Raw genomic sequence first — 23,440 nt, forward strand, 5'->3', positions numbered from 1 at the left:
TATTGCCTTTGCTTGGCGATGGTGTAGCCTTTGGCATACAAGGTCGGTCAACGATAAAATCGTCAGGGGTCGCACCGGCTTTCCCAGTCATACAGGGGAGGGGTGCATGGCAGTTTCGGATCACGTCGATTTTTCGACGTTCATGGAAGGCGTGAAAAAACGTAACCCGGGGCAACCCGAGTTCGTCCAGGCGGTGCAGGAGGTGTCCGAGGACATCTTCGATTTCATTGCCGACAAGGAAGAATATCACGCACAGCAAATCCTGCGGCGTATTGCCGAACCCGACCGGGTCGTGTCTTTCCGCGTCTGCTGGGAAGATGATAATGGCAATATCCGCGTTCAGCGCGGTTGGCGCGTCCAGAACAACAATGCCATCGGCCCGTACAAGGGCGGGATTCGCTTTCATCCGAGCGTCACAGAAAGCGTGCTCAAATTTCTGGCATTCGAACAGACGTTCAAAAATGCTCTGACCGGGCTGCCGATGGGCGGCGGCAAGGGCGGATCGAACTTCAATCCGAAGGGCAAGAGCGTGCGCGAGATCATGCGCTTCTGCCAAAGCTTCATGACCGAGCTCTATCGCCACATCGGCGCCGACATCGACGTGCCTGCGGGCGACATCGGCGTGGGCGGCCGCGAAATCGGCTTCATGTTCGGCCAGTATAAGCGGATCACCAACGAATTCACCGGCGTGCTCACCGGCAAGGGGCTCGAATGGGGCGGCTCGCTGATCCGCACCGAGGCGACGGGCTATGGCGCAGTCTATTTCCTCGCGAACATGCTCGCGGCGAAAGGGCAGGATCTGGTCGGCAAGACCGCGGTGATCTCCGGTTCGGGCAATGTCGCGACGCACGCGGCGGAAAAGATCGTCCAGCTCGGCGGCAAGGTGCTGACTCTGTCCGATTCGGGCGGCTTCATTCACGATCCCGACGGCATCACGCAGGAAAAGATCGACTGGGTGAAAGCGCACAAGACGCATCGCCGCGGCCGGATCGAGGAATATTGCGACGAGTTCAAGGGCGCGAGCTTCACGGCGGGCAAGACCCCATGGGGCGTCAAATGCGATGTCGCGCTGCCGTGCGCGACGCAGAATGAGCTGCTCGGCGACGACGCCAAGGCGCTTGTCGCAAATGGCTGCATCGCGGTCAGCGAAGGCGCCAACATGCCGACCAACCTCGAAGGCGTGCATGTGTTCAAGGATGCGAAGATCATGTTTGCACCGGGCAAGGCCGCCAATGCGGGCGGTGTTGCGGTGTCGGGGCTCGAAATGAGCCAGAACAGCGGCCGCCGCGCCTGGAGCGAACCCGAGCTGCAACAGATGCTCAAGGACATCATGGACGGCATCCATAAAAGCTGCCTGACCTATGGTGACCGCGGCGGCGGCTATATCGACTATGTGAAGGGCGCAAATATTGCGGGCTTCAAGAAAGTCGCCGACGCCATGCTGGCTTTTGGGGTGGTGTAAATATCAGCATCAGGCGTAAAGGCGCCGGGCTGGGGAAAAGGGGTACTGCGATGACCACGCACGCTGGGAAGGAGCGCGGCGATCGGGCTTGGGCGGCTTTTGCCGCCTTGGGCTTGATGTTGCTCGCCATCGCGGCGTTCGTGTTCGCACCCCCCGCGCAATCGCAGGGCGAAAGCGGTGCGCGCTATACCGGCGTTGCCTCCTGCGCGGGCTCGACCTGTCACGGCCGGATGGAAGGCGACGGCACCGTCGTTCGCCAGGACGAGCTGATGAAATGGCAGGAACCCTCGACCGCCGGTGGCGCGCACAGCCGCGCTTGGGCGGTGCTGAGCAATAATCGTAGCCAGTTCATTGCGCGCAACCTCGGCATCGGCGACCCGGCGAAGGCGCAAATGTGCCTCGGTTGCCACAGCACGGCGGGCGTCGCGCGCGCCGTCCCGGCCGAGGATGGCGTCGGGTGCGAATCCTGCCATGGCCCGGCGGGCGGATGGCTCGCCAGCCATTATGCGGGGGTCGGAACCAACGCCGATCCCGACCGCGAAATGCGCGACAAGCATCTTGCGAACCTGTCGGCTGGTTTGAAGAAGCTCGAGGACCCGGTCGTGCGCGCAGGCGTCTGCGTTGATTGCCACTTCGGTTCGGCCGCGGACGGCCAGTTCGTCACCCACCGCATCATGGCGGCTGGGCATCCGCGCATCGCGTTCGAACTCGATCTTTTCTCGTCGCTCCAGGCGCATCATCAGGAAGATGCGGATTATGGCTGGCGCAAATTCGGGGCAGCGAACCGGCGCACCGATCATGTCCAGATGTGGGCGGTCGGACAGGCAACCGCGCTCGAACGCAGCCTGGCGCTGTTCCAGACGAAGCGCGGGACCGAGGGGATGTTCCCCGAATTCTACTTCCTCGATTGCCATAGCTGCCACCGCCGCATTTTCGATCAGGCGAAGCCGGTCAAGACCAGCGTGAACAACCCCGGGCGCTCGATCCCCGAAGGGATGCCGCCCTATAATGACGAGAATCTGATCATGCTCGCCGCCGCGGCGCGGCTCGCGGCGCCGGCGCTTGCCGATCAACTCGCGGTGCGCACCGCGGCGTTCCACAAGGCGATGGCGACCGACCGGGCCAGCGCGGTCGCGGCGGCGGCGCAGCTGTCGCAGACGGTCGCTTCGCTCAAAAGCGCCTTTGCGTCGCGGAGCTTCTCGGGCGCCGACGCCTTTGCGATGGTCGATGCGATTTCGGCGAAGGCGATCAACGATCGATACACCGATTATTCGGGGTCGCAGCAGGCGGTGATGGGCGTCGATACTTTGCTCAACGCCATGGTGTCGTCGGGGCGTGTCACCGTCGGTGCGGCGGCGGGCATTCGCGGCGATATCGACCGCGCCTATGCCGCGGTGAAGGACCCTAATGCCTATAAGCCGACCGAATTTCAGGCGTCATTTGGCAGCGCGGTCAGCGCGATCCGGGCGCTGCGATAAGATCATGCAAAGCAAGACCCATCTCTTCCGTTCGGCCGCCGTAGCTGCGATGGGCGCGCTTCTCCTCACCTCCTGCGGCGGTGGCGGAGGAGGCGGCGGCGGCACGCCGACCCCGACGCCGACACCCACCCCGACGCCCACGCCGACGACGGTCTACACGCCGCCCGCCGCCGAAGCATTGACGACGGCCGACGTCGAACGCGTGCTCGCGCAGGCGATTTCCGAGGCACAGGCGCGCGGACTGCCGTCGGTGATTGCGGTGACCGATCGCGTCGGCAATGTGCTTGGCGTGTTTCGCATGAATGGAGCGCGCGCGACCGCGACGACCGCGCCCGCTCCCAATGGCGTGAATATCGACGCGCAAAATGTGACCTTTCCCGCCGAGGGCGGCGCGATCGCGAAAGCCGTGACCGGCGCCTATCTGTCGAGCGGCGGCAATGCCTTCTCGACCCGCACGGCGAGCCAGATCGTCCAGGAACATTTTCCGCCTGCTCCCACGACCGTCGGCCTCGAAAGCGGACCCTTGTTCGGGGTGCAGTTCAGTCAACTCCCGTGCAGCGACCTGTCGGCGCGCTTCGGGGCGGCGGGCAACGCCGCGCTGATCGGTCCGAAACGCTCACCGCTCGGCCTTGCTGCCGATCCGGGCGGACTGCCGCTCTATAAAAATGGCGTGCTCGTCGGCGGCGTCGGGGTGATGGGCGACGGGATTTACGGCAGCGATTCCAACATCCTCAACATCGACAATGATCCCGAAGAATTTATCGCGCTCGCAGGCACCCGCGGGTTCGAGGCGCCCAGCACGATCACCGCCGACAAGATCACCGTCGACGGCACGTCGCTGCGCTTCTCCGACGCGACCTTTGCCGGAGTGATGAGCAGCGGCAGCGCCAGCTTTGCGAGCCTCAACGGCGTTGCAGGCAATCTGGTTGCGGTGATCGGCTATGCCAATGCCGCGGTGACCGCGGGGATCACCTATGGCAGCGAAGCCTCGGGCATCCGTGCCTCGACCGCCGCCGAATTTTCGAACCGCGACGCCTTTGTCCTCACCGACGGCAGCGGCACCAACCGCTATCCGCTGCGCGCGGGCACCGACGGCGCGACGAACAGCGCGCCGCTGACGCAGGCCGAGGCGCGCGCGGTGCTCGAGGAAGCCTTTGCGGTGATGAGCCGCGCCCGCGCGCAGATCCGCCGCCCGCTCGACAGCCGCGCGCAGGTGACGATCAGCATCGTCGACACGCACGGATCGGTGCTGGGCATCGTGCGTTCGCCCGACGCGCCGATCTTCGGCACCGATGTCAGTCTGCAAAAGGCGCGCACGGCGGCCTTCTTCTCGAACGCACAGGCAGGCGCCGAGCTCAGCGCCAATGCCAGCGCCGACGTCAGCCAGTTCGTCACCGCGACGCGGACCTTCCTGAACAGTCCGGTAGCGCTCACCGGCAATGTCGCTTATGCCGATCGCGCGGTCGGCAATCTGGCGCGCCCCTATTTCCCCGATGGCGAGGTCGGCCGTCCGCAAGGGCCGCTGTCGCGCCCGATCGCGCAGTTCAATCCCTTCTCGACCGGGCTGCAATCGGCGCTGATCATCGGCAATCTCGGCGCGCATCTGGGCTTTGTGTCGGGCGCCAGCCCGACCGATACCCCCGCGCGCTGCACGACCCTGCCCGATGTCGCGGCGGGGCAGAACCGGCTGCAAAACGGCATCCAGATCTTTCCGGGATCGGTCCCCATCTATCGCGGCAATCAACTGGTCGGCGCGATCGGCGTGTCGGGCGACGGCATCGATCAGGATGATATGATCAGCTTCCTCGGCGCGCATAATGGCGGTGCGCGCATCGGCGGCATCGGCAATGCGCCCAAGGCGATCCGGTCGGACAACGTCGTGGTCAATGTCGGCGCCGGGGTTCGCCTCCGCTATATCAGCTGCCCGTTCGCGCCGTTCCTCGACACGGCGAACCAGAATGTCTGTGACGGGCTATAGGCGATGATGACGGGCGGCAGCCTTTGGCCGGTCATCGCGACACTCGCGGCGCAGGGCGCGCCGGGAGCGGAGGCGTTGCCGCCGCCTCCTACGCCTGAGGGGCCGCCGGTCCTGGGCGATGCAGCGCCGGCCGAACAGCAGGCCGAAGAACTGACTCCGCCGCCGCCGCCCGTCGACTGGCAGGAGATGGTCAAGGACGACCTTGTCACCGACATCATCGAAGGCCGCCGCCGTCCTGGCTATCGCCCGGACCTGCCCGATGCGCTGACGCAGGACAATGTCGGCGCATTGCGCCCGCCGCCGCCGCAGGCGTTTCCGGGGATGGAGGATCAGCTGCCGCTTCCCGATCGCTGGCGCCTCATCGAAACGCTGGGCGTCGTCAAGGAACGCTGGTTCGATCCCTATCATCAGAACACCTATAAGGGCGACCGCGCGATCGACCGCAGCAAGGTCAAATGGCTGCCGATCAAGGGCGACGACTGGTTCTTCGTCGGCAATGCGGTGTCCGACACGGTGTTCGAACCGCGCACTTTTCCGATTCCCGTCGGCGTCCAGACGACCGAGCGACCGGGTAGCCTTGACGTGTTCGGCAAGGATCGCAGCTTCGTCTTTGCGCAGACGTTCATCGTCGGGGCCGCGCTGATCAAGGGTTCGACGGCATTCAAGCCGCCCGACATCGAATATCGCGCCACCTTCGCCTATCAGGCCAATTATGTCGACGTGCCCGAACGGCGCGTTCTCGACGTGCGCCCGTCAAAGGCGAGCCATCGTTACGACAGTTTCCTTGGGGTGCAGGAATTGTTCGTCGACAAGCATCTCGGCAACACGTCCGACCGCTTCGACTTTTATTCGATCCGCCTCGGCATCCAGCCGTTCCAGAGCGATTTCCGCGGCTTTCTGTTCAACGACAGCCAGCTCGGCATCCGCCTGTTCGGCAACCGCGACAACAATCGCTTCCAATATAATCTTGCGGCCTTCTGGCGGCTCGAAAAAGACACCAACAGCGGCCTCAACGATATCACCCAGTCACCGCGCAGCGATTTCGTCCTCACCGCCAATCTCTATCGCCAAGATTTCCCGGTCGTCGGGCTGACCAGCCAGGTCAGCGTGACCTATAATATGAACCGCGAAAAAAATGACGTTCAGATCGACCATAATGGCTTTCCGGTGCGCCCGGCGCTGCTCGGCGATTTGCGCGGGCGCGAATATGACGTCGCCTATCTGGGTTACAGCGCCGATGGTCGGATCGGGCGGATCAACGTCACCGCCAGCTTCTATGCCGCGCTCGGCGAGGACCGGAACAGCTTTTTCACCAGCAAGCCCGCCGAAATCCGTGCGGGCTTCGGTGCGGTCGAGCTCAGCTACGACCATGACTGGATGCGCTTCCGCCTGTCGGGGCTCTATGCGACCGGTGACGGCAATCCGTATAACAAGACCGAGGGCGGTTTCGACGCGATCTTCGAAAATCCGATCTTCGGCGGCGCCGATACGAGCTACTGGATCCGCCAGACGATCCCCTTTGCGGGCGGCGGCCGCGTCATTTCGATCAGTGGGCGCAACGGCATATTGAACTCGCTGCGCTCATCGAAGGAAGAGGGGCAGTCGAACTTCAACAATCCGGGCACGGTATTCATCGGCGCGGGCGCCGATTTCGACCTGACCCCCGAATTTCGCGTGAGCACCAATTTCAACCATCTGTGGTTCGAAAACACGTCGTCGCTGCAGGCGCTGCGCACCGAGGGATCGATCCCCAAGGACATCGGCTTTGACCTGTCGGTCGCGACGATCTGGCGGCCCAAGGCGACGCAGAATATCGTCGGTCGCCTCAGCGCCGCGGTGCTGGTGCCGGGCAAGGGGTTCAAGGATCTGTTCGACAACAAGAAAAAGAATGACGCCTATGTCTCCGTCCTCGCCAATGTGATCGTGAGTTTCTGATGGCGCTGTTCTTCTCTCATCCGTTTGCGTCGAGCGAAGTCGAGACGCCCATCCGAAGCGCGTGCTCTCACGGCATCTCGACTTCGCTCGATGCGAACGGGATGGGGGGCAAATGATGCTGCGCAAACTCTTCGCCCTGATCGCCTTCGTGACGATGTGCGCCGCTTTTGGCGCGAGCGTTGGCCGCGCCGCGGAGGAAGAAAAGCCGCTCAAGATTGAATATCGCTTCACGCCGCCCGCGCCGCGCGAGCAGAGCGAAGCCGAGGTCGTCCAGAAATCGGAAGGCTGCTACAGCTGCCACACGCGCACCGACCAACCGTCGATGCACGCGAGCCCCGCCGTCCGGCTTGGCTGCACCGACTGCCATGGTGGCGACGCGACCCAGCGCGGCACCCCCAGCCTCGGCTATCAGCATCCGACGAACAAGGCGGTGATGAAGCTCGCGCATCCGCAGCCGACCCTGCCCGGCGCGTGGCACGACAGCTCGGCGAACCCCGAGCGCAGCTATACATTGCTCAACAAGGAATCGCCCGAATTCATCCGTTTCGTGAACCCCAGCGACTATCGCGTCGCGCGCGAGGCGTGCGGTTCGTGCCACCTCGAAGTGATCGAGGCGACCGAGCGGTCGATGATGTCGACCGGCGCGATGCTGTGGGGCGGGGCGGCGTATAACAACGGCATCGTGCCGTATAAGAATTATGTGTTCGGTGAGGCCTATACCCGCACCGGCGCCCCCGCGTGCGTCCTGTCGCCTTCGTCGCGGCTGACCGCGGAGGAATATAAGGAAGCGTGCAAGCCGAGCTTCGGGTTCGACAAGATACTGACCGACGAAGAAAAGAAGCGCGGCGCGCTCGCGAAAATGTACCCACTGCCGCGCTGGAGCGTCATTCCGCCCGGCGACGTTTTCCGCGTGTTCGAACGCGGCGGGCGCAACATCAACACGCAATTCCCCGAAATCGGGCTGCCGAACCCGACCGGCAGCATCCAGCGGCTCGAGGAGCCGGGGCGTCCCGACCTCAAACAGTCGAACCGTGGACCCGGCACCGGCCTGCGCGTCTCGATCCCCGTCCTCAACATCCACAAGACGCGCCTCAACGATCCCTTGATGTGGTTCATGGGGACGAACGATCAGCCCGGCGACTATCGCCACTCGGGCTGTTCGGGCTGTCACGTCATCTATGCCAACGACCGCGAGCCGCGGCACAGCCTGACCTATGCCAAATTCGGCCGCGACGGCGAGACCGACACGGTCGATCCAACGATCCGCGAAAAGCTCCGGGCCGGCGGCGATGGCCATGATGACGGCCATGGGGGCGAGAAAAAGCCCGCAGGCGGAGGCCATTCGGACGCATCGCATATGGCGCCGAACGACGGCCATGGCAGCGACGGTGGACATGGTTCGCTGATCGATCCGGTGGCGGCTGCCGCAGGGCCGCAACAGCAACCGCCGAAACAACGCCGGGAATCGGGCCATCCGATCAGCCACACTTTCACGCGCGCGATCCCGACCGCGCAGTGCATGACTTGCCACATGCACCAGCCGAACATCTTCCTGAACTCATACCTCGGCTACACGATGTGGGACTATGAATCCGACGCGCCGCAAATGTGGCCGGGGCCGGAAAACACCGCGCCGCGCCCGCCGGGGATGAGCGAGGAGGAATATCAGAAGAAATACAAGCAGCAGCGCTATCCGACCGCGGCCGAAGTCCACAAGGTGCTCGAACGCAATCCCGAAGGCGCGGCGACGCGCGGGCTTTGGGCCGATGTCGAGTTTCTGCGCGACGTCTATGACGTCAACGACAGCAACAAGGACACGCAGTTCGCCGACTATCACGGCCATGGCTGGAACTTCCGCGGCATCTTCAAGCGCGACCGCAACGGAAATCTGCTGACTGCCGACGGCAATATGTCGACCTATGGCACCGACACCGCGAACATCATCGATCCGAAGGACCCCGAAAAGTGGCGCAAGAGCTGCAGCCATTACAGCGATCCCAAGGAACGCGACCTCTGCCTGTCGAGCGCCGACCCGGGCCGTCCCGGCGTCGAGGGCAAGTTCGTTCCGCCGGGGCTGAACCCCGGCAAGGCGGTCCATATGATGGACATCCACGCCGAAAAGGGGATGCAGTGCGCCGATTGTCACTTCGCGCAGGATAGCCATGGCAATGGCTATATCCAGGGCGAAGTCGCGAATGCGGTCGAGATCAGCTGCAAGGATTGCCACGGCACCGCCGACGCTTTCCCGAACCTGCTCACCTCGAACGTCGCGGCGCGGCCGCAGGGAAATAATCTGGCGCTGCTGCGCAACCCCGATGGGCGCCGCCGCTTCGAATTCCAATATAATGACGATGCCGAGGTGATCGGGCTGATCCAGCGATCGATCGTCGATCCCAAGCTCGAATGGCAGGTCAGCCTCGTCAAGCAGGCGGTGACGCCGGGGCCACATTTCAACGCCAAGGCGGCGCGCGCCAAATTGATGGCACGCGCGGGGGCCGACGACGGCAAGTTCGAATGGGGTCCGGGGGTCGCGAAGGAAGATCGCGCGCACGGCGAAGATAAGATGACCTGCTTCACCTGCCACCTGTCATGGACGACGAGTTGCGGCGGTTGCCATTTGCCCATCGAGGCGAACTGGAAAACCAAGATGCACCATTTCGAGGGCGAGGAGACGCGCAATTTCGCGACTTACAACCCGCAGGTGGCGCGTGATGAAATGTTCCAGCTCGGCCGCCATCAGCTGACCAAGCCCGGCGAGCCCGGCCCGAACGGCGAAGCGCGCGGTATCATCACCCCGGTGCGGTCGACCTCGGCGCTCGTCCTGTCATCGACGAACATCAACCGCGAACGCATCTATATCCAGCAGCCGCCGATCTCGTCGGCGGGCTATTCCAGCCAGGCATTCGCGCCGCACTTCCCGCATACGGTGCGGCGTTCGGAAACGAAGCAATGCTCCGACTGCCATTTGTCGGCGGCCGACGACAATAATGCGATCATGGCGCAGCTCAATTTGCTCGGCACCAATTTCGTCAACTTCGTCGGGCTCAACGTGTGGTCGGGGATGGAAGGCGGTTTCCAGGCCACGCGCGTCACCGAATGGGACGAGCCGCAGGCGGTGATCGGCTCCTATCTCCAGAAATATGCCTATCCCGATTATTGGAAGCTGCACGTCGAACAGAATGGACGCGAGCTCAAAAACTGGGTGCGCGGCAAGACGTTCGACAAGGATGGTTCGGGCGAAACACACGCGCTCGAGGAATTCGCCAATATCGTTCAGGGCACGAGCGGCCGGGTGAACTGCCTGCAGCAGCGCGGCGAATATATGTTCGTAGCGGAAGGCAGGGGCGGGTTCCGCGTCTATGACATTGCGTCGATCGGCAACAAGGGCTTCTCCGAACGCATCATCCGCGCGCCCTTCTCGCCGCTCGGCCAGAATACGCATGTGAAGACGAAGAATGCGACGTGCATGGCGATTGCGACGACGCAGCCGATCAGCGTCTCGCGCAACGAGAATATCGTGAAGAATTTCCCCGAGAACCACGAACAGGTGATGCACGACATCTATCGCTATGCCGTCATCACCGACAGCATCGAAGGGCTCGTGCTCGTCGACATCGACACGCTCGCCGACGCCGAGTTCCGCAACAACAAGTTCAAGCGCGCGCTGACCTGGAACGAGGGCAATGTGCTCGCCGGCGCGCGGCATGTGACGCTGGCGGGCAGCATGGCCTATATCACCACCGACGCCGGGCTCGTCGTGCTCGACCTGTCGACGCCGCTCCAGCCGAAGGTCACCGCGCAATTGCCGCTGACCGACGCGCGCGCGAGCGCGGTGCAGTTCCGCTATCTCTGGGTCACCGACGCCGAGGGGGTGAAGCTGTTCGACGTCACCAATCTGGCACAGCCCGTCGCGGTGCCCGCGGGCACGATACGCCTTGCGAATGCGCGCAAAATCTATCTCGCGCGCACCTATATGTATGTCGCGGCGAAGCAGGACGGGCTCGTCATCGTCGACGTCACGCGCCCCGCGGCGCCGGTCGTCTGGCCGGGCTTGACCTTTGGCGGCGCGCTGACCGATGCCGAGGATGTGATCGTCGCATCGACCAATGCGTCGCTGTTCGGCTATGTCGCCGACGGGCGGAACGGCATCAAGGTGCTGCAGCTCACCAGCCCCGACAATCCCGGCCTCTATGGCTTCTCACCCAAACCGACACCCGAGCTGATCGCATGGGCGAAGACCCCGTCGCCGGCGCTGGCGCTGTCGAAGGGCCTCGACCGCGACCGCGCGGTTGACGAGACCGGCGGGCAGATGGCGGTGTTCGGCCGCCTCGGCTCACGCCCCTTCACGCGGCCCGAAATGGAGAAGCTGTTCCTCAACAGCCGCGGGATCGTCTACAAGGTCCGCGACGAAGTCGACCAGAATTCCTGGCGACCGCCGTTGCTCTACGCGAACTAGAGGTTATTGCCGCTCCGCCTGCACTACCGTGTCCGACGCGCGCAGCGCCGACAATATCCGCATAACATGCTGAACGTCGCGCACCTCGACGACGACGTCATAGGTGTGAAAGCCGCCCTCGCGGTTCGACAGCCGCAAATTGGTGATATTCGCCGAATTGGCCGCGAGTATCCCTGACATTTCGGCCAGCGTCCCCGGCTCGTTCAGGATCACGATGCACAGCCGCGCATTGCCGCCCTCGCTGTCTTCCTGCCAGCGCAGATCGATCCAGTCCGCGTCGATGCCGTCGGCGAGCTTCGGGCAGTCGATGACATGCACCTCGATCCCTTCGCCCGGCCGCGACAGGCCGACGATACGGTCACCTGGAACGGGATGGCAGCAATCGGCGAGTTGATAGGCGACGCCCGGGGTCAGCCCCGCAATCGATACGGCCGCGCCCTGCACGAGCTTGCCCGGCTTGGTCTTCATCTCGGCGGTGATGCCGGGGACCAGCGCTTCGAGCAGCGCATTGTCGGTGATGCGCTGCTTCGCGATCGCGACATAGAGCGCGGTATCGTCGTCGAGTTTTAACCGCTCGCGCGCGGCGATCCGTGCCTTGTCGCCGACCTTGTTCGGTAGGCGCAGGGCGATCTCGTCGTACATCTTGCGGCCGAGAGCCGCGAGTTCGACCTTTTCCTTCGACCGGACATGGCGGCGAATCGCGGCGCGCGCCTTGCCCGTGACGGCAAAGCCCAGCCAGGCGGGCTGCGGCGTCTGCTTGTCGGACGACAGGATTTCGACCGTATCGCCGTTCGCAAGCTGGGTACGCAGCGGCACCAGTCGTCCGTTGACCTTGGCCCCGACGGTGCGATCGCCAAGCCCCGTATGGACGGCATAGGCAAAATCGACCGGAGTGGCGCCCTTCGGCAATTGGTGCAGGCTCCCCTTCGGTGTGAAGGCGAAGATGCGATCCTGGTACATCGCGATGCGCGTGTTTTCGAGAAACTCTTCGGGGTCGTGCGTCTGTTCGAGGATTTCGATGAGGTCGCGAATCCATCCCGCCTGCCCGTCAGGTACCGAACCGCCCTGCTTATATGCCCAGTGCGCGGCGAGCCCGAATTCGGACTGTTGATGCATGCCGAGGCTGCGGATCTGGATCTCGATCCGCATATTCTGCTGGTGCATGATTGTCGTGTGCAGCGATTTGTAACCGTTGCGCTTGGGCGTCGAGATATAGTCCTTGAAGCGCCCGGGAACCATTTTCCATTTGCGATGGAGGAGACCGAGCGCCGCATAGCAATCGGCATCGGTCGGTGTGATGATCCGGAACGCTATGATGTCGGTCACCTGTTCGAAGCTGACATGGCGCTCCTGCATCTTGCGCCAGATCGAATAGGGATGCTTCTCGCGCCCCGACACGTCGGCCTCGATACCGTTCTTGGCGAGCAGTTCCTTGAATTCGCGGCTGATCCCCGCGACCTTGTCCTTGCCGCCCGCGCTCAGCTTGGCGAGGCGGCCGGTGATCGTCGAATAGGCTTCGGGTTCCAGCTCGCTGAACGCGAGAAGCTGCATCTCGCGCATATATTCATACATGCCGATCCGCTCGGCGAGCGGGGCATAGATATCCATCGTCTCCTTGGCGATGCGGCGGCGCTTCTCGGGATTCTTGATGAAATGCAGCGTCCGCATATTGTGCAGCCGGTCCGCCAGCTTGACCAGCAACACGCGAATATCGTCCGACATCGCGAGCAGGAATTTGCGCAGATTTTCCGCCGCGCGTTCGTTTTCGGTCTGCGCCTCGATCTTCGACAGCTTGGTGACGCCGTCGACCAGCCGACCGACGTCGGCGCCGAACAGGCGTTCTATCTCCTCCGGCGTCGTGAGCGTGTCCTCGAGCGTGTCATGGAGGAGTGCGGTAACGATTGTTTCGCTGTCGAGGTGGAGATCGGTCAAAATCCCGGCGACCTCGACCGGGTGGCTGAAATAGGGGTCGCCCGAGGCGCGTTTCTGGCTCCCGTGCTTCTGGACGGTAAACACATAGGCGCGGTTCAGCAGCGCCTCGTCGACGTCGGGATCATAAGCGCGTACGCGCTCGACAAGTTCATATTGCCTCAGCATCGCGTCCAATGTCGTTCATGCAGGCAATATTGCAATGCGAAATTTGCTTGCGCGTAACTGCTTGAGATCAGCAACTTTGATAAAGTCGGTTGGAAGCATCGTTCGCGGTGCCGGCGAAGATGTAGAAAAGCCGCCGCGCCCCCGCCTGCAAAAGCGGATGAAGCGCGGCGGCTTTCAAAGGCTTGTGGCCAGATTATTTCGCGGCGTTGCAGCGCGCGAGGTCGTCGGCTTCGAGTGCCTTTCCACCGGCGGCAAAGTTCGTCACCGGACCCGCCTTTTTGGCCAGTGCCGAGCACATGATCAGCGGACGGCTGGTCCCCTGACTCGCTACGCAGCCGGCATCCGTGCAAGCCCACACGACGTCGCGCGCAACGAAGCGTGCCTCGGGCGCAGGGCTGGCAAGTTCGGCGCGATAATAGGCGCCGCCGGCGGCGGTCGCGGCCGATGATATGAATGCGAGGCCACCGATCAGTACGGAGCTCGTCAGCGTGAAGGATCGGGTGAGGGGAGAAAGCTTTAATTTGGGCATCTTGACCTCCTGTTTTTGCGCAACCGAAAGGTTACGAAGCGCTCCCTAGACTTTGAGTTGCGAAATGCAACGGAGGCCCTATATTTTTTTGGCGCACGGGGCGATTTTACGTTAGGGCATCGGTTATGGGAAAATTACGCGAACTGCTGAACGACATGGATGGGGGCAATTGCGCCCTGCCGCTGGCGCTGGAAGCGATGGGCGAGCGATGGTCGTTCATGATCCTGCGCGCGGCCTTTAACGGCGTTCATCATTTCGAAGAGTTCCAACAGGAACTGAACATCGCGCGCAACATATTGTCGAACCGGCTGTCACGTCTGGTCGATCATGGAATCATGGCCCGCGAAGTCATGGCCGAAGACCGGCGCAAGGTCAGGTACCAGCTCACCGAAAAGGGTATCGAATTGCTGCCGGCGATGATTGCGCTGCGCCAATGGGGCGAAAAATGGGGTGCGGGCGTGCCCTCTACCCCGGTGCTTGTCGATGCGCGTGACGAGCAGCCGATCGGTCCCGTCACGCTCACTGCGCACGATGGCCGCGTGATCGGCTATAAGGAATTGCTGTGGAAGCATCGCGCCGAACTGCAGCCGCTTGGTCAGGCGCGCGTGCGCGGCGAGGGTGCGATGGCGCCGCCGGTCGCCGCCGAATGATCGGCCGCACTGGTTTCCGATATCGCCCGCGCGGCGACTGACCATCGCCATCGTACAGACGCCCATGCCGCTCTTCCGACTGTCCTCGCCGGGCCCCTTCTTTGACAACAAGGTCCGGGCTTTCTGGAACCTGCAGATATTGGGCTGGGCTGCCTGGCTCGGTCTGCGCGGGGTGTCTGGGCTCGCCAACGGCCAGGCATTCACCTTCCTCATCCCGCAGACGATTTCTGCGATTACCGGTTTCTCGCTGACGCTGATCCTGTCGGCCTGTTATCGCGCGCTGATCAGTCGCCGCCCGCTTTTGATGTGGGGCGTCAGTTTCGGACTGGCGGGGGTCGCGACTGCGCTCTGGGCCTTTATCGATGCATGGGTGGCGCAGATTCAGAATCCGGCGAGCGAGGCGGGGTTCACCAGCCTGTTGCTCGGCGCCATGTATATTGATGCCACCTCGCTCGCAGCCTGGTCGGCGCTCTATTTCGCCATCAACTATTTCCTCCAGCTAGAGGAACAGAATGACCGCGTTCTGCGGCTCGAGGCGCAGGCGGCCTCGGCGCAGCTTGCGATGCTGCGCTACCAGCTCAACCCGCACTTCCTCTTCAACACGCTGAACAGCATTTCGACGCTCGTGCTGCTGAAACAGGCCGAACCCGCGAACGCGATGCTGTCGCGCCTTTCGGCGTTCCTCCGTTACACACTCGCGAACGAGCCGACCGCGCAGGTGACGCTGGCGCAAGAGATTGAGACGCTGAAACTCTATCTCGACATCGAAAAAATGCGCTTCGAGGAACGATTGCGGCCCCATTTTGCGATCGATCCTGCGGTTTCGCGTGCGCGCCTGCCCTCGCTTCTGCTCCAGCCGCTGATCGAAAATGCGATCAAATATGCGGTGACGCCGCAGGAAGAAGGCGCCGATATCACGCTTTCTGCACAACTGGCCGGTCAAAATGTTCGCATCACCGTGTCCGACACCGGCGCGGGATTGTCAGCCGAAACGACCGACCCCACCACTGGCTTTGCAACGGAATCGACCGGTGTGGGTTTAGCCAATATCAGGGACCGGTTGGCGCAGGCTTTTGGCGACCAGCACCGGTTCGATGTCCATGTGGGCGCTGAGGGTGGATTCACGGTGGTTATCGAGTTTCCGTTCCAGCCCGATGGGCAAATGACGATTGGAACCGAGAGAACATGACGATCAGAACCATCCTTGTGGATGATGAAAAATTGGCCACTCAGGGCCTGCAGTTGCGGCTGGAACCGCATACGGACGTCGAAATCGTCGACACCGCACAAAATGGCCGCGAAGCCATCCGAAAGATCAAGACTCACAAGCCTGACCTCGTTTTCCTGGACATCCAGATGCCAGGCTTTGACGGGTTTTCGGTGATTCAGGGATTGATGGAGGTCGAGCCGCCGCTGGTGGTGTTCGTCACCGCCTATTCGGACCATGCGATCCGCGCCTTCGAGGCGCAGGCCGTCGATTATCTGGTGAAACCGGTCGAGCCCGAGCGGCTGGCCGATGCGCTCGATCGGGTCCGTCAACGCCTCGCCGAAAAGCGCGGTGTGGCCGAGGTCGAACGGCTCAAGACCGTGCTGGCCGAAGTCGCGCCCGAAGCTGTCGAGGATTATGACGCTGAGGTCGCGCCCGACGCGCACGCTGCCGATCGCTACGAGAAGATGATCAACATCAAGGATCGCGGCCAGATCTTCCGCGTCGACGTCGACAGCATCGAACGCATCGACGCCGCGGGCGATTATATGTGCATCTATACGGCCGACAACAGCCTGATCCTGCGCGAGACGATGAAGGATCTGGAAAAGCGGCTCGACCCGCGCAACTTCCAGCGCGTTCATCGTTCGACGATCGTCAATCTGTCACAGGTCAAGCAGGTCAAGCCGCACACCAACGGCGAATGCTTCCTCGTGCTGGGTTCGGGCGCGCAGGTGAAGGTCAGCCGAAGCTATCGCGACGTGGTCGCGCGCTTCGTGCATTGATTTGATGAGGGCGCCGGCATCGTCCGGCGCCTTTTTCGTTTAGAGCTGGTGTCCCGTGCGATCGCGCTTCGTCGCGAGATATTGCTCGTTATATTTATTCGTCGGTAGTGCGAGCGGGATGCGCTCGACGACTTCGACGCCCTCCTTCTCCAGCCGCGCAACCTTTTCAGGATTATTCGTCATCAGCCGGATGCGCGGGATGTTGAGCAGTTCGAGCATCCGCCCGGCGATCGCGAAGTCGCGCGCTTCGACCGGGAAGCCGAGCCGCAGATTGGCATCGACCGTATCATAACCCTGATCCTGCAGCGCATAGGCGCGCAGCTTGTTGACGAGGCCGATCCCGCGCCCCTCCTGTCTGAGGTAAAGCAATACGCCCCACGGAGCGTCGGCCATCGCGTGGAGCGCGGCATGGAGCTGCGGTCCGCAATCGCATTTGAGGCTGCCGAGTACGTCGCCGGTCAGGCATTCGCTGTGCAAACGCACGACGGGCGGATTGCCGTCGCGCTTGCCGATGACGAGCGCGACATGGTCCGAGGCTTCTTCGGGCGAGCGGAATGCAACGATCTCTGCGGTCTCGCTGGCTTCTACCGGCAGCTTTGCGCGCGCCGCGATTTCAAGGCGGACGGGATCGAGCAGGGCGACAACATCTTCGATGCTGCACATGGTTTCGGCGGCGCCTGCTGCTTCGCGCACGAAGAAGGCGGGGAGTAGGCCGGCGTGGCGGGCCATGGCCATCGCTGTGGCCGCAGCCGCGTCGCCGCCGGTAGCAATGCTATGAAAAGGGCCCTTGAGCGGATTGGCAAGATCGAGCGCGGGATCGGCGATCGCGAGCGCCGCGGCCACCACGGGGGCGGCATTCGCGAGGCGCACTGGACCCGGCGTAGCTGCGACACGCTGGTTCGTGAGCTTGAGCGTCACCGCTCGCTCGCCCGACAACAATATGTCGTGGCTGCCGAATTCGGCCAGCGCGGCGTCGCGCGCGCTTTCGACGGCCATCAGGTCGAGCGCGCCATCGGGGCCGATCAGACGAAAGGGCCAGCCGCGCCGCAGCGCATCGATCGCGCGCGCGGCGTTCCGAGCGCCCACAGGGTCGACGGCATGGCTCAAAAGTCGAACTCGGTGATCAGCGGGATGTGGTCCGACGGCCGTTCCCAACTGCGCGCGGGCTGGACGATCCGGTGCGATATCGCCTTGGGCATCAGGTCGGGCGTGACCCACATATGGTCGAGCCGGCGGCCACGGTTCGACGCTTCCCAGTCCTTCGCGCGGTAGCTCCACCAAGTGTAGAGCCGTTCCGGCGCCGGTACGAAGTGACGCCCAAGGTCGACCCAATTCGACGCCGCCTGAAGCCGCGCGAGCGTTTCGACCTCGATCGGCGTGTGGCTGACGACGTCGAGCAGCGCCTTGTGGTTCCACACATCGCTTTCGAGCGGAGCGACATTGAAGTCGCCCGTCAGCACCGTCGGCGTATCGGCCAGCGCACCCGACCATTCGGTCATGCGGCCGAAGAAATCGAGCTTCTGGCCGAACTTGGGATTGAGTTCGCGGTCGGGAATATCGCCGCCCGCGGGAATATAGACATTGTCGAGCCGCACGCCCGATGGCAGCGTTACACCGACGTGGCGTGCTTCGCCATTTGCCTGCCAGTCATATTTGCGCACGTCTGACAGCGGAACTTTGCTTACGATGGCCACGCCATGATGCATGCGTTGGCCGTGCGTGACGATATGATCATATCCGAGCCGCCTGAACATCTCGGGCGGGAACAGACCACATTCGACCTTGGTTTCCTGCAAGCACAGAATATCGGGAGCTTCTTCGCGCAGGAATTTTTCGACGATGCCGATGCGGGCGCGAACGCTGTTGATGTTCCACGAAGCGATGCTGGTGCGAGTCATGCGGTGGCTCTATCGGCGCGTGACGCTGTTCGCAATGTGATTGCGGTACCAGCCCGCTCCCCCACCCAGCGTCCCAACAGCGTATCCTGAAATGGGAGGCCGGGTGGGGGAGCGGGCTGGTGCGCCCGCCGCGTCAGCGGCAGAAACCGACGCCGGACAAATTAAACCCCCGTCCCAGGGGCGGTGGAACGGGGGTTCAAGGTCAGCGTTCGTCACGCTCTTGAATGAAGGTGCCAGGCAGTCCGGGTGGGGCAACAGGGGGAAACCCAAATCCGGGGGCCGTGTTGGCGCCTTCGAGATATGAAATAGCCTCTGTTCCCTGTCGCCAAGCTGAACAAAATCGACGCTCCGGCGCCATTCCTGCAGTTCGTCGATACGAGACGTCCGTTGGTCCGGAAAAAAGGCGCCGAATTCATTTCGCGAATTCGGCGCCCTGATTTGGCGGCTGAGACGGGTCCCGTATCAGCCCGCGCGGCCGCGCTGCTTGGGACGCGGGTCGGTCCATTTGAACGCCGAGTCGGCGACAGCAACGTTGAATTTCTGGTTGCTGAGATCGATCCGCGTGCGGTTGTTCTGCGAATCGAGCGCAACCCAACCACGCAGGCGAAGCCCGCCGGGCGCAGCGCCGTCGCGCACGAACACCATGGTTATGGTGCCATATTCGGGGCGCTTGGGATCCTTGACCTCGACGCTCAGCACATCGTCGTTGCCGGTCGGCAGGACCTTGGCATATTTGGTAAGATCGCGGTCGGGGTCGAGCAGCGCGCCGAGCGGCGAATTTTTCACCGGCCAACGCTGCACCTGCCGCACTTCATAATCGATCATCGTCAGCGAACTGCCGTCGCCAACGATCAGCAGCGGCACGCCCTTTTGGTACTGGAAGCGGATCTTGCCCGGCCGCTTCAATGTGAGCTGGCCGTTCAGCCGCTGACCGTTGCGGTCGGTCTGCACGAAACTGGCGGTCATCGAACTCGTCGACTTCAGGTGCGACTGCACCGATGCCAGCGCGTTCGACGACTGGGCGATTGCGGGCACGCCGATCGCGAGGCTGGCTGCTGCCAAAGGCGCAAGCGTCCAGGCGGCAAGGCGGGTCATATTCGTCTTCAGGATCATCGGGCTCTCATTTTCAAACATGGTGGCCGGTCATCGCAGCCGGGCATTGAACCCGCGCTGAACCTGTCGTCAGATGTTGTTCAAGTCGCAAGGCGCGCGAAGGTTCCTCACCTTTGCTGGCCATATTGGTCGGTGAGCACGTCGCGGCGGCCGACATGGTTGGGCGGGCTGACCAGCCCTTCTTCTTCCATCCGCTCGATCAGGCGCGCGGCGCTGTTATAGCCGATGCGCAATTGACGCTGGAGCCAGCTCGTCGACGCTTTTTGGCTTTCAACGACGATCTGGCAGGCCTTGGCGTACATCCGATCCTCGGCGCTGTCGCCGCCCGCGGGCGCGCCCTCCATCGCGAAGCCGCCGTCCTCGGGGTCCTCGGTGACGCTCTCGATATAGTCGGGGCGGCCCTGCCCTTTCCAGTGATCGGCGACGGCGCGGACCTCATCGTCGGAGACGAAGGGGCCGTGAATGCGCGTGATCTGCTTGCCGCCGGGCACATAGAGCATGTCGCCCTTGCCGAGCAGTTGTTCGGCACCGGCTTCGCCAAGGATCGTGCGGCTGTCGATCTTTGACGTAACGTTGAAGCTGATGCGCGTCGGCAGGTTTGCCTTGATCACGCCCGTGATGACGTCGACCGACGGGCGCTGCGTCGCGAGGATCAGGTGGATGCCCGCCGCGCGTGCTTTCTGGGCGAGGCGCTGGATCAGGAATTCGACTTCCTTGCCGGCAGTCATCATCAGGTCGGCGAGCTCGTCGACGACGACGACGATCTGCGGCAGCGGCGCATAATCGAGCGTCTCTTCCTCATAGACCGGCTGGCCGGTGTCGGGGTCGTAACCCGTCTGGACGCGGCGCCCCAGGGATTTGCCCTTGGCGAGCGCACCGCGGACCTTGTCGTTGTAGGACGCGAGGTTGCGGACCGACAGCGACGACATCATCCGGTAACGGTCCTCCATCTGCTCAACCGCCCATTTGAGCGCGCGGATCGCCTTCTTGGGCTCGGTCACCACGGGGGCAAGCAGATGCGGAATGTCGTCATAGACGCTGAGTTCCAGCATCTTGGGGTCGATCATGATCATCTTCACCTGGTCGGGACCAAGGCGATAGAGCAGCGAGAGAATCATCGCGTTGAGACCGACCGACTTACCCGAACCCGTCGTACCCGCGATCAGCAGGTGCGGCATTGGGGCGAGGTCGGCGATCACCGCGTCGCCGCTGATATTCTTGCCGAGGATGATCGGCAGCGCGCCGGTCTGGTCCTGAAACAAGGCGCTGCCGATGATTTCGTGCAGCACGACCGACTCGCGGTGCGCGTTGGGCAGTTCGATGCCGATCACGGTGCGCCCTGGGATGGGGGCGATACGCGCCGACAGCGCCGACATGTTGCGCGCGATGTCGTCGGCCAGGTTCGACACGCGGCTTGCCTTCGTCCCCGGCGCGGGTTCGAGTTCGTACATGGTGACGACCGGGCCGGGGCGGACCGCGGTGACGACGCCTTTGACCTGGAAATCCTCGAGCACCGATTCGAGCAGGCGCGCGTTGCGTTCCAGCCCCGCCTTGTCGATCTGACCCGTCGGCCCCGGCGGCGGCGGCGCGAGCAGGTCGATCGACGGCAGCTGGTAATTGGTGAACAGCTCTGTCTGCGGTTTTGCCTTGGGCTTCGAGGGTAGACTACGCTCGGCAGGATCTGCGATTTCGGGCGGCGCGCGGTCGCTCGGTTCGGCGACAGCACGCGGGCGTACGACACGCTCCATAAGGTTCGGTGTCTTCGCCTCTTCAGTTGGCACGCGCGCAGGCTCGACGACGCGGCTGCTCTCTGCCGCCGGCAGCTTGAAGCGCGAGGCCCAGCCCTTCTCCAGCCGCAGCGCCCGCCATGCGAGCCACAATCCAAGCCCGATGAGCAGCAATATGGTGGCAAAGCGGATCAGCGCCGCCGCGGGCTCGCCTGCCTGCGCGAACAGGGGCGTTATCGCGCCACCGATCAGCAGCGCGATGATCCCGCCCCAGCCCGCTGGCATCGGCGCGTTTGTCGCGGGCGCCCAGAGTTCGGCGCCAAGGCCGACGAGCAGGATGCCGATGAAGCTGTATGCGAGTTGGCGCGGCCAATAAGGCTGCTCTTCGCCGAGCCACAGACGCCAGGCGATGATCGCGAGCAGCGGTAGCAGCAGCGCGACGCCGACGCCGCCGATCGACAGGCCCAGGTCGGCGAACCACGCCCCCGCGCCGCCCATCCAGTTGGCGGCGGTGCCGTGGGCGGCCGTGTTCAGCGCCGCATCGGTGCTGTCATATGTGACCAGCGCGAGCGCGAGGAATAGTGTGAAGAGGCCGAGCGCCACCGATGCGGCGATCACGAGCGAACGCGCGATGCTTTGGCGGAAAACGGTGCGCCAATCAGCCTTTATTGGTGCGGCCTTGCGGCTAGCCATGCTCTTGTCCGGTCCCTGTCAGTTAACCACGGCGATATGCGCATGGGGGGGACTCGCCGTCAAGCGCGGCCCCGAGCCTGCCCACGGCCTTTCCAACCGTCCCGCCGCACGCTAGGGCAACGAAATGAGTGAAACGCTGCGCAGCGATGTCCTGATTTCGGGGGGCGGCCTCGTCGGCCAGGCGCTCGCCCTTGCCCTTTCCCATCACGGCCTGTCGGTCCAGATCGTCGATCCCGCCGATCCCGTTGCGACGATCGCGCCCGGCTTCGACGGCCGCGCCTCGGCGATCGCCAGCGCGACCTGGCAGATGTTCGAGGTGCTGGGGATCGCCGACCGCCTTGCCGGGCACGGTTGCCCGATCCGTGCCATTAAAGTGGGCGACGGCGCTCCCGACAGCGGCCGCGGCGGCGAACTCGACTTTGTCACTGGCGAAGGCGACCCGCCGCTCGGCACGATGGTCGAGAACCGCCAGCTTCGCCTCGCGCTCGCTGCCGCGCTGGCCGATGCGCCGCTAGTGCGTCTGCTAATGCCCGCCGCGGTCGTGGCGCGAGAGATTGACGCGCATGGTGCCCTGTTGACGCTCGCCGACGGGACAAGACTCGCGGCGCCGTTGCTGATCGTCGCCGAAGGGCGCCGCTCGCCGACGCGCGATGCCGCCGGGTTCAGCATCGCGAACTGGTCGTACCATCATCATGCGATGATCGGGGCGGTTGCGCACGAAAAACCGCACGGCAATGTCGCGCATGAAATCTTCTATCCGTCGGGCCCCTTCGCGCTGTTGCCGCTCGTCGACGACCCGCAGGGGCGGCACCGTTCGGCCTTCGTCTGGACGGTGTCCGAAAAGGATGGCCCCGGCTTCGCGAAACTTGGCGAGCGCGGCTTTATAGCAGAACTTCAGAAGCGCGCCGGTGGCGTGTTGGGCGCAATGGAGCTTGTCGCGCCGCGGATGACCTATCCGCTCGGCTTTCATCATAGCGCGTCGATCGTCGCCGACCGCATCGCGCTTGTGGGTGATGCCGCGCACGGTATCCATCCGATCGCGGGGCAGGGGCTCAACCTTGGCCTGCGCGATGTCGCGGCGCTCACCGAAGTGCTGGTCGAGGGTGCGCGTCTCGGTCTTGACCTTGGCGATGCGGCGCTTCTCGCACGTTATCAGCGCTGGCGCGGGCTCGACAATATGATGGTCAGCCTCGCAACCGACGGGCTTACCCGCCTGTTCGGCATCCCAGGCCGTACCGCCGCCGCAGTGCGGCGCACCGGCCTTGGCGCGGTGCAGCGGATGCCGATGCTCAAGCGCTTCTTCATGGATGAAGCGCGCGGCGAGGCCGGCGACCTGCCGCGTTTGCTAGCCGGCGCCGAAATCTAAAGCGTGATTACATTGAATGGACTCGTCATTGCGAGCGGCGAAGCCGCGCGGCAATCCAGAGCCTGC

Annotated in this window: 15 protein-coding genes; 9 read left to right on the forward strand and 6 right to left on the reverse strand. The window is 63.5% G+C overall.

Annotated features, from left to right (window positions below):
* The first annotated feature begins 106 nt into the window (after positions 1 to 106).
* From gdhA to SC1_RS00185, 5 genes are all read left to right on the forward strand, one after another.
* On the forward strand, positions 107 to 1,462 hold the full coding sequence (gene gdhA, locus SC1_RS00165; RefSeq protein ID WP_062175989.1) for an NADP-specific glutamate dehydrogenase: 1,356 nt from the start codon (positions 107 to 109) through the stop codon (positions 1,460 to 1,462).
* 50 nt (positions 1,463 to 1,512) lie between these two features.
* On the forward strand, positions 1,513 to 2,940 hold the full coding sequence (locus tag SC1_RS00170) for a multiheme c-type cytochrome (protein ID WP_062175993.1): 1,428 nt from the start codon (positions 1,513 to 1,515) through the stop codon (positions 2,938 to 2,940).
* A 4-nt stretch (positions 2,941 to 2,944) separates the two neighbouring features.
* Positions 2,945 to 4,918 carry a heme-binding protein gene (locus SC1_RS00175; protein ID WP_062175996.1) on the forward strand — a complete coding sequence of 658 codons (1,974 nt, stop codon included), beginning with the start codon at positions 2,945 to 2,947 and terminating at the stop codon, positions 4,916 to 4,918.
* Between the two features lie 3 nt (positions 4,919 to 4,921).
* Positions 4,922 to 6,853 carry a hypothetical protein gene (locus tag SC1_RS00180; protein WP_238586512.1) on the forward strand — a complete coding sequence of 644 codons (1,932 nt, stop codon included), beginning with the start codon at positions 4,922 to 4,924 and terminating at the stop codon, positions 6,851 to 6,853.
* Positions 6,854 to 6,968: 115 nt separating this feature from the next.
* Entirely contained in the window at positions 6,969 to 11,309 is a 4,341-nt protein-coding gene (locus tag SC1_RS00185; protein WP_238586513.1) for a hypothetical protein, read from the forward strand.
* Between the two features lie 3 nt (positions 11,310 to 11,312).
* Here the strand turns inward: SC1_RS00185 and SC1_RS00190 are convergent, their stop codons facing one another.
* Together SC1_RS00190 and SC1_RS00195 are read right to left on the reverse strand one after the other, a co-directional pair.
* Positions 11,313 to 13,406 (reverse strand): bifunctional (p)ppGpp synthetase/guanosine-3',5'-bis(diphosphate) 3'-pyrophosphohydrolase, encoded by a 2,094-nt coding sequence (locus SC1_RS00190; protein ID WP_062183230.1) that lies wholly within the window; start codon positions 13,404 to 13,406, stop codon positions 11,313 to 11,315.
* 193 nt (positions 13,407 to 13,599) lie between these two features.
* Positions 13,600 to 13,935, reverse strand: a complete 336-nt coding sequence (locus SC1_RS00195; RefSeq protein ID WP_062175999.1) for a hypothetical protein — start codon at positions 13,933 to 13,935, stop codon at positions 13,600 to 13,602.
* Between the two features lie 125 nt (positions 13,936 to 14,060).
* On the opposite strand from SC1_RS00195, the gene SC1_RS00200 reads away from it, so the two are divergent.
* The 3 genes from SC1_RS00200 (at position 14,061) to SC1_RS00210 (ending at position 16,577) form a co-directional block, all read left to right on the forward strand.
* Complete coding sequence (locus SC1_RS00200; RefSeq protein WP_062176002.1) at positions 14,061 to 14,585, forward strand: helix-turn-helix domain-containing protein; 525 nt, start codon at positions 14,061 to 14,063, stop codon at positions 14,583 to 14,585.
* 64 nt (positions 14,586 to 14,649) lie between these two features.
* Positions 14,650 to 15,774 carry a sensor histidine kinase gene (locus tag SC1_RS00205; RefSeq protein WP_062183233.1) on the forward strand — a complete coding sequence of 375 codons (1,125 nt, stop codon included), beginning with the start codon at positions 14,650 to 14,652 and terminating at the stop codon, positions 15,772 to 15,774.
* Positions 15,771 to 16,577, forward strand: coding sequence for a LytTR family DNA-binding domain-containing protein (locus SC1_RS00210; protein WP_062176005.1), 807 nt, complete (start codon positions 15,771 to 15,773; stop codon positions 16,575 to 16,577). The genes SC1_RS00205 and SC1_RS00210 overlap by 4 nt, the downstream gene beginning before the upstream one ends.
* Positions 16,578 to 16,616: 39 nt before the next feature.
* Here the strand turns inward: SC1_RS00210 and ribA are convergent, their stop codons facing one another.
* The 4 genes from ribA to SC1_RS00230 all read right to left on the reverse strand — a co-directional run bounded on the left by ribA (position 16,617) and on the right by SC1_RS00230 (position 22,008).
* Positions 16,617 to 17,663 carry a GTP cyclohydrolase II gene (gene ribA, locus SC1_RS00215; protein WP_062176007.1) on the reverse strand — a complete coding sequence of 349 codons (1,047 nt, stop codon included), beginning with the start codon at positions 17,661 to 17,663 and terminating at the stop codon, positions 16,617 to 16,619.
* Positions 17,664 to 17,680: 17 nt separating this feature from the next.
* Positions 17,681 to 18,475 (reverse strand): exodeoxyribonuclease III, encoded by a 795-nt coding sequence (locus SC1_RS00220; RefSeq protein ID WP_062176011.1) that lies wholly within the window; start codon positions 18,473 to 18,475, stop codon positions 17,681 to 17,683.
* Positions 18,476 to 18,937: 462 nt separating this feature from the next.
* Positions 18,938 to 19,588 (reverse strand): outer membrane lipoprotein carrier protein LolA, encoded by a 651-nt coding sequence (locus SC1_RS00225; RefSeq protein WP_370568682.1) that lies wholly within the window; start codon positions 19,586 to 19,588, stop codon positions 18,938 to 18,940.
* A 107-nt stretch (positions 19,589 to 19,695) separates the two neighbouring features.
* On the reverse strand, positions 19,696 to 22,008 hold the full coding sequence (locus SC1_RS00230) for a DNA translocase FtsK (protein WP_062176013.1): 2,313 nt from the start codon (positions 22,006 to 22,008) through the stop codon (positions 19,696 to 19,698).
* A 124-nt stretch (positions 22,009 to 22,132) separates the two neighbouring features.
* On the opposite strand from SC1_RS00230, the gene SC1_RS00235 reads away from it, so the two are divergent.
* A complete protein-coding gene (locus SC1_RS00235) occupies positions 22,133 to 23,374 on the forward strand; it encodes an FAD-dependent monooxygenase (protein WP_062176016.1) in 1,242 nt (413 codons plus the stop codon).
* Positions 23,375 to 23,440: the final 66 nt, after the last annotated feature.

Origin of the sequence: Sphingopyxis sp. C-1, assembly GCF_001047015.1 — a bacterium.
GTDB lineage: Bacteria > Pseudomonadota > Alphaproteobacteria > Sphingomonadales > Sphingomonadaceae > Sphingopyxis.

Bases quoted from the DNA above. Each gene is read 5' to 3' on its own strand.
- gdhA (WP_062175989.1), top strand. From the start codon at position 107: ATGGCAGTTTCGGATCACGTCGATTTTTCGACGTTCATGGAAGGCGTG.
- SC1_RS00170 (WP_062175993.1), top strand. From the start codon at position 1,513: ATGACCACGCACGCTGGGAAGGAGCGCGGCGATCGGGCTTGGGCGGCT.
- SC1_RS00175 (WP_062175996.1), top strand. From the start codon at position 2,945: ATGCAAAGCAAGACCCATCTCTTCCGTTCGGCCGCCGTAGCTGCGATG.
- SC1_RS00180 (WP_238586512.1), top strand. From the start codon at position 4,922: ATGATGACGGGCGGCAGCCTTTGGCCGGTCATCGCGACACTCGCGGCG.
- SC1_RS00185 (WP_238586513.1), top strand. From the start codon at position 6,969: ATGCTGCGCAAACTCTTCGCCCTGATCGCCTTCGTGACGATGTGCGCC.
- SC1_RS00190 (WP_062183230.1), bottom strand. From the start codon at position 13,406: ATGCTGAGGCAATATGAACTTGTCGAGCGCGTACGCGCTTATGATCCC.
- SC1_RS00195 (WP_062175999.1), bottom strand. From the start codon at position 13,935: ATGCCCAAATTAAAGCTTTCTCCCCTCACCCGATCCTTCACGCTGACG.
- SC1_RS00200 (WP_062176002.1), top strand. From the start codon at position 14,061: ATGGGAAAATTACGCGAACTGCTGAACGACATGGATGGGGGCAATTGC.
- SC1_RS00205 (WP_062183233.1), top strand. From the start codon at position 14,650: ATGCCGCTCTTCCGACTGTCCTCGCCGGGCCCCTTCTTTGACAACAAG.
- SC1_RS00210 (WP_062176005.1), top strand. From the start codon at position 15,771: ATGACGATCAGAACCATCCTTGTGGATGATGAAAAATTGGCCACTCAG.
- SC1_RS00220 (WP_062176011.1), bottom strand. From the start codon at position 18,475: ATGACTCGCACCAGCATCGCTTCGTGGAACATCAACAGCGTTCGCGCC.
- SC1_RS00225 (WP_370568682.1), bottom strand. From the start codon at position 19,588: ATGATCCTGAAGACGAATATGACCCGCCTTGCCGCCTGGACGCTTGCG.
- SC1_RS00230 (WP_062176013.1), bottom strand. From the start codon at position 22,008: ATGGCTAGCCGCAAGGCCGCACCAATAAAGGCTGATTGGCGCACCGTT.
- SC1_RS00235 (WP_062176016.1), top strand. From the start codon at position 22,133: ATGAGTGAAACGCTGCGCAGCGATGTCCTGATTTCGGGGGGCGGCCTC.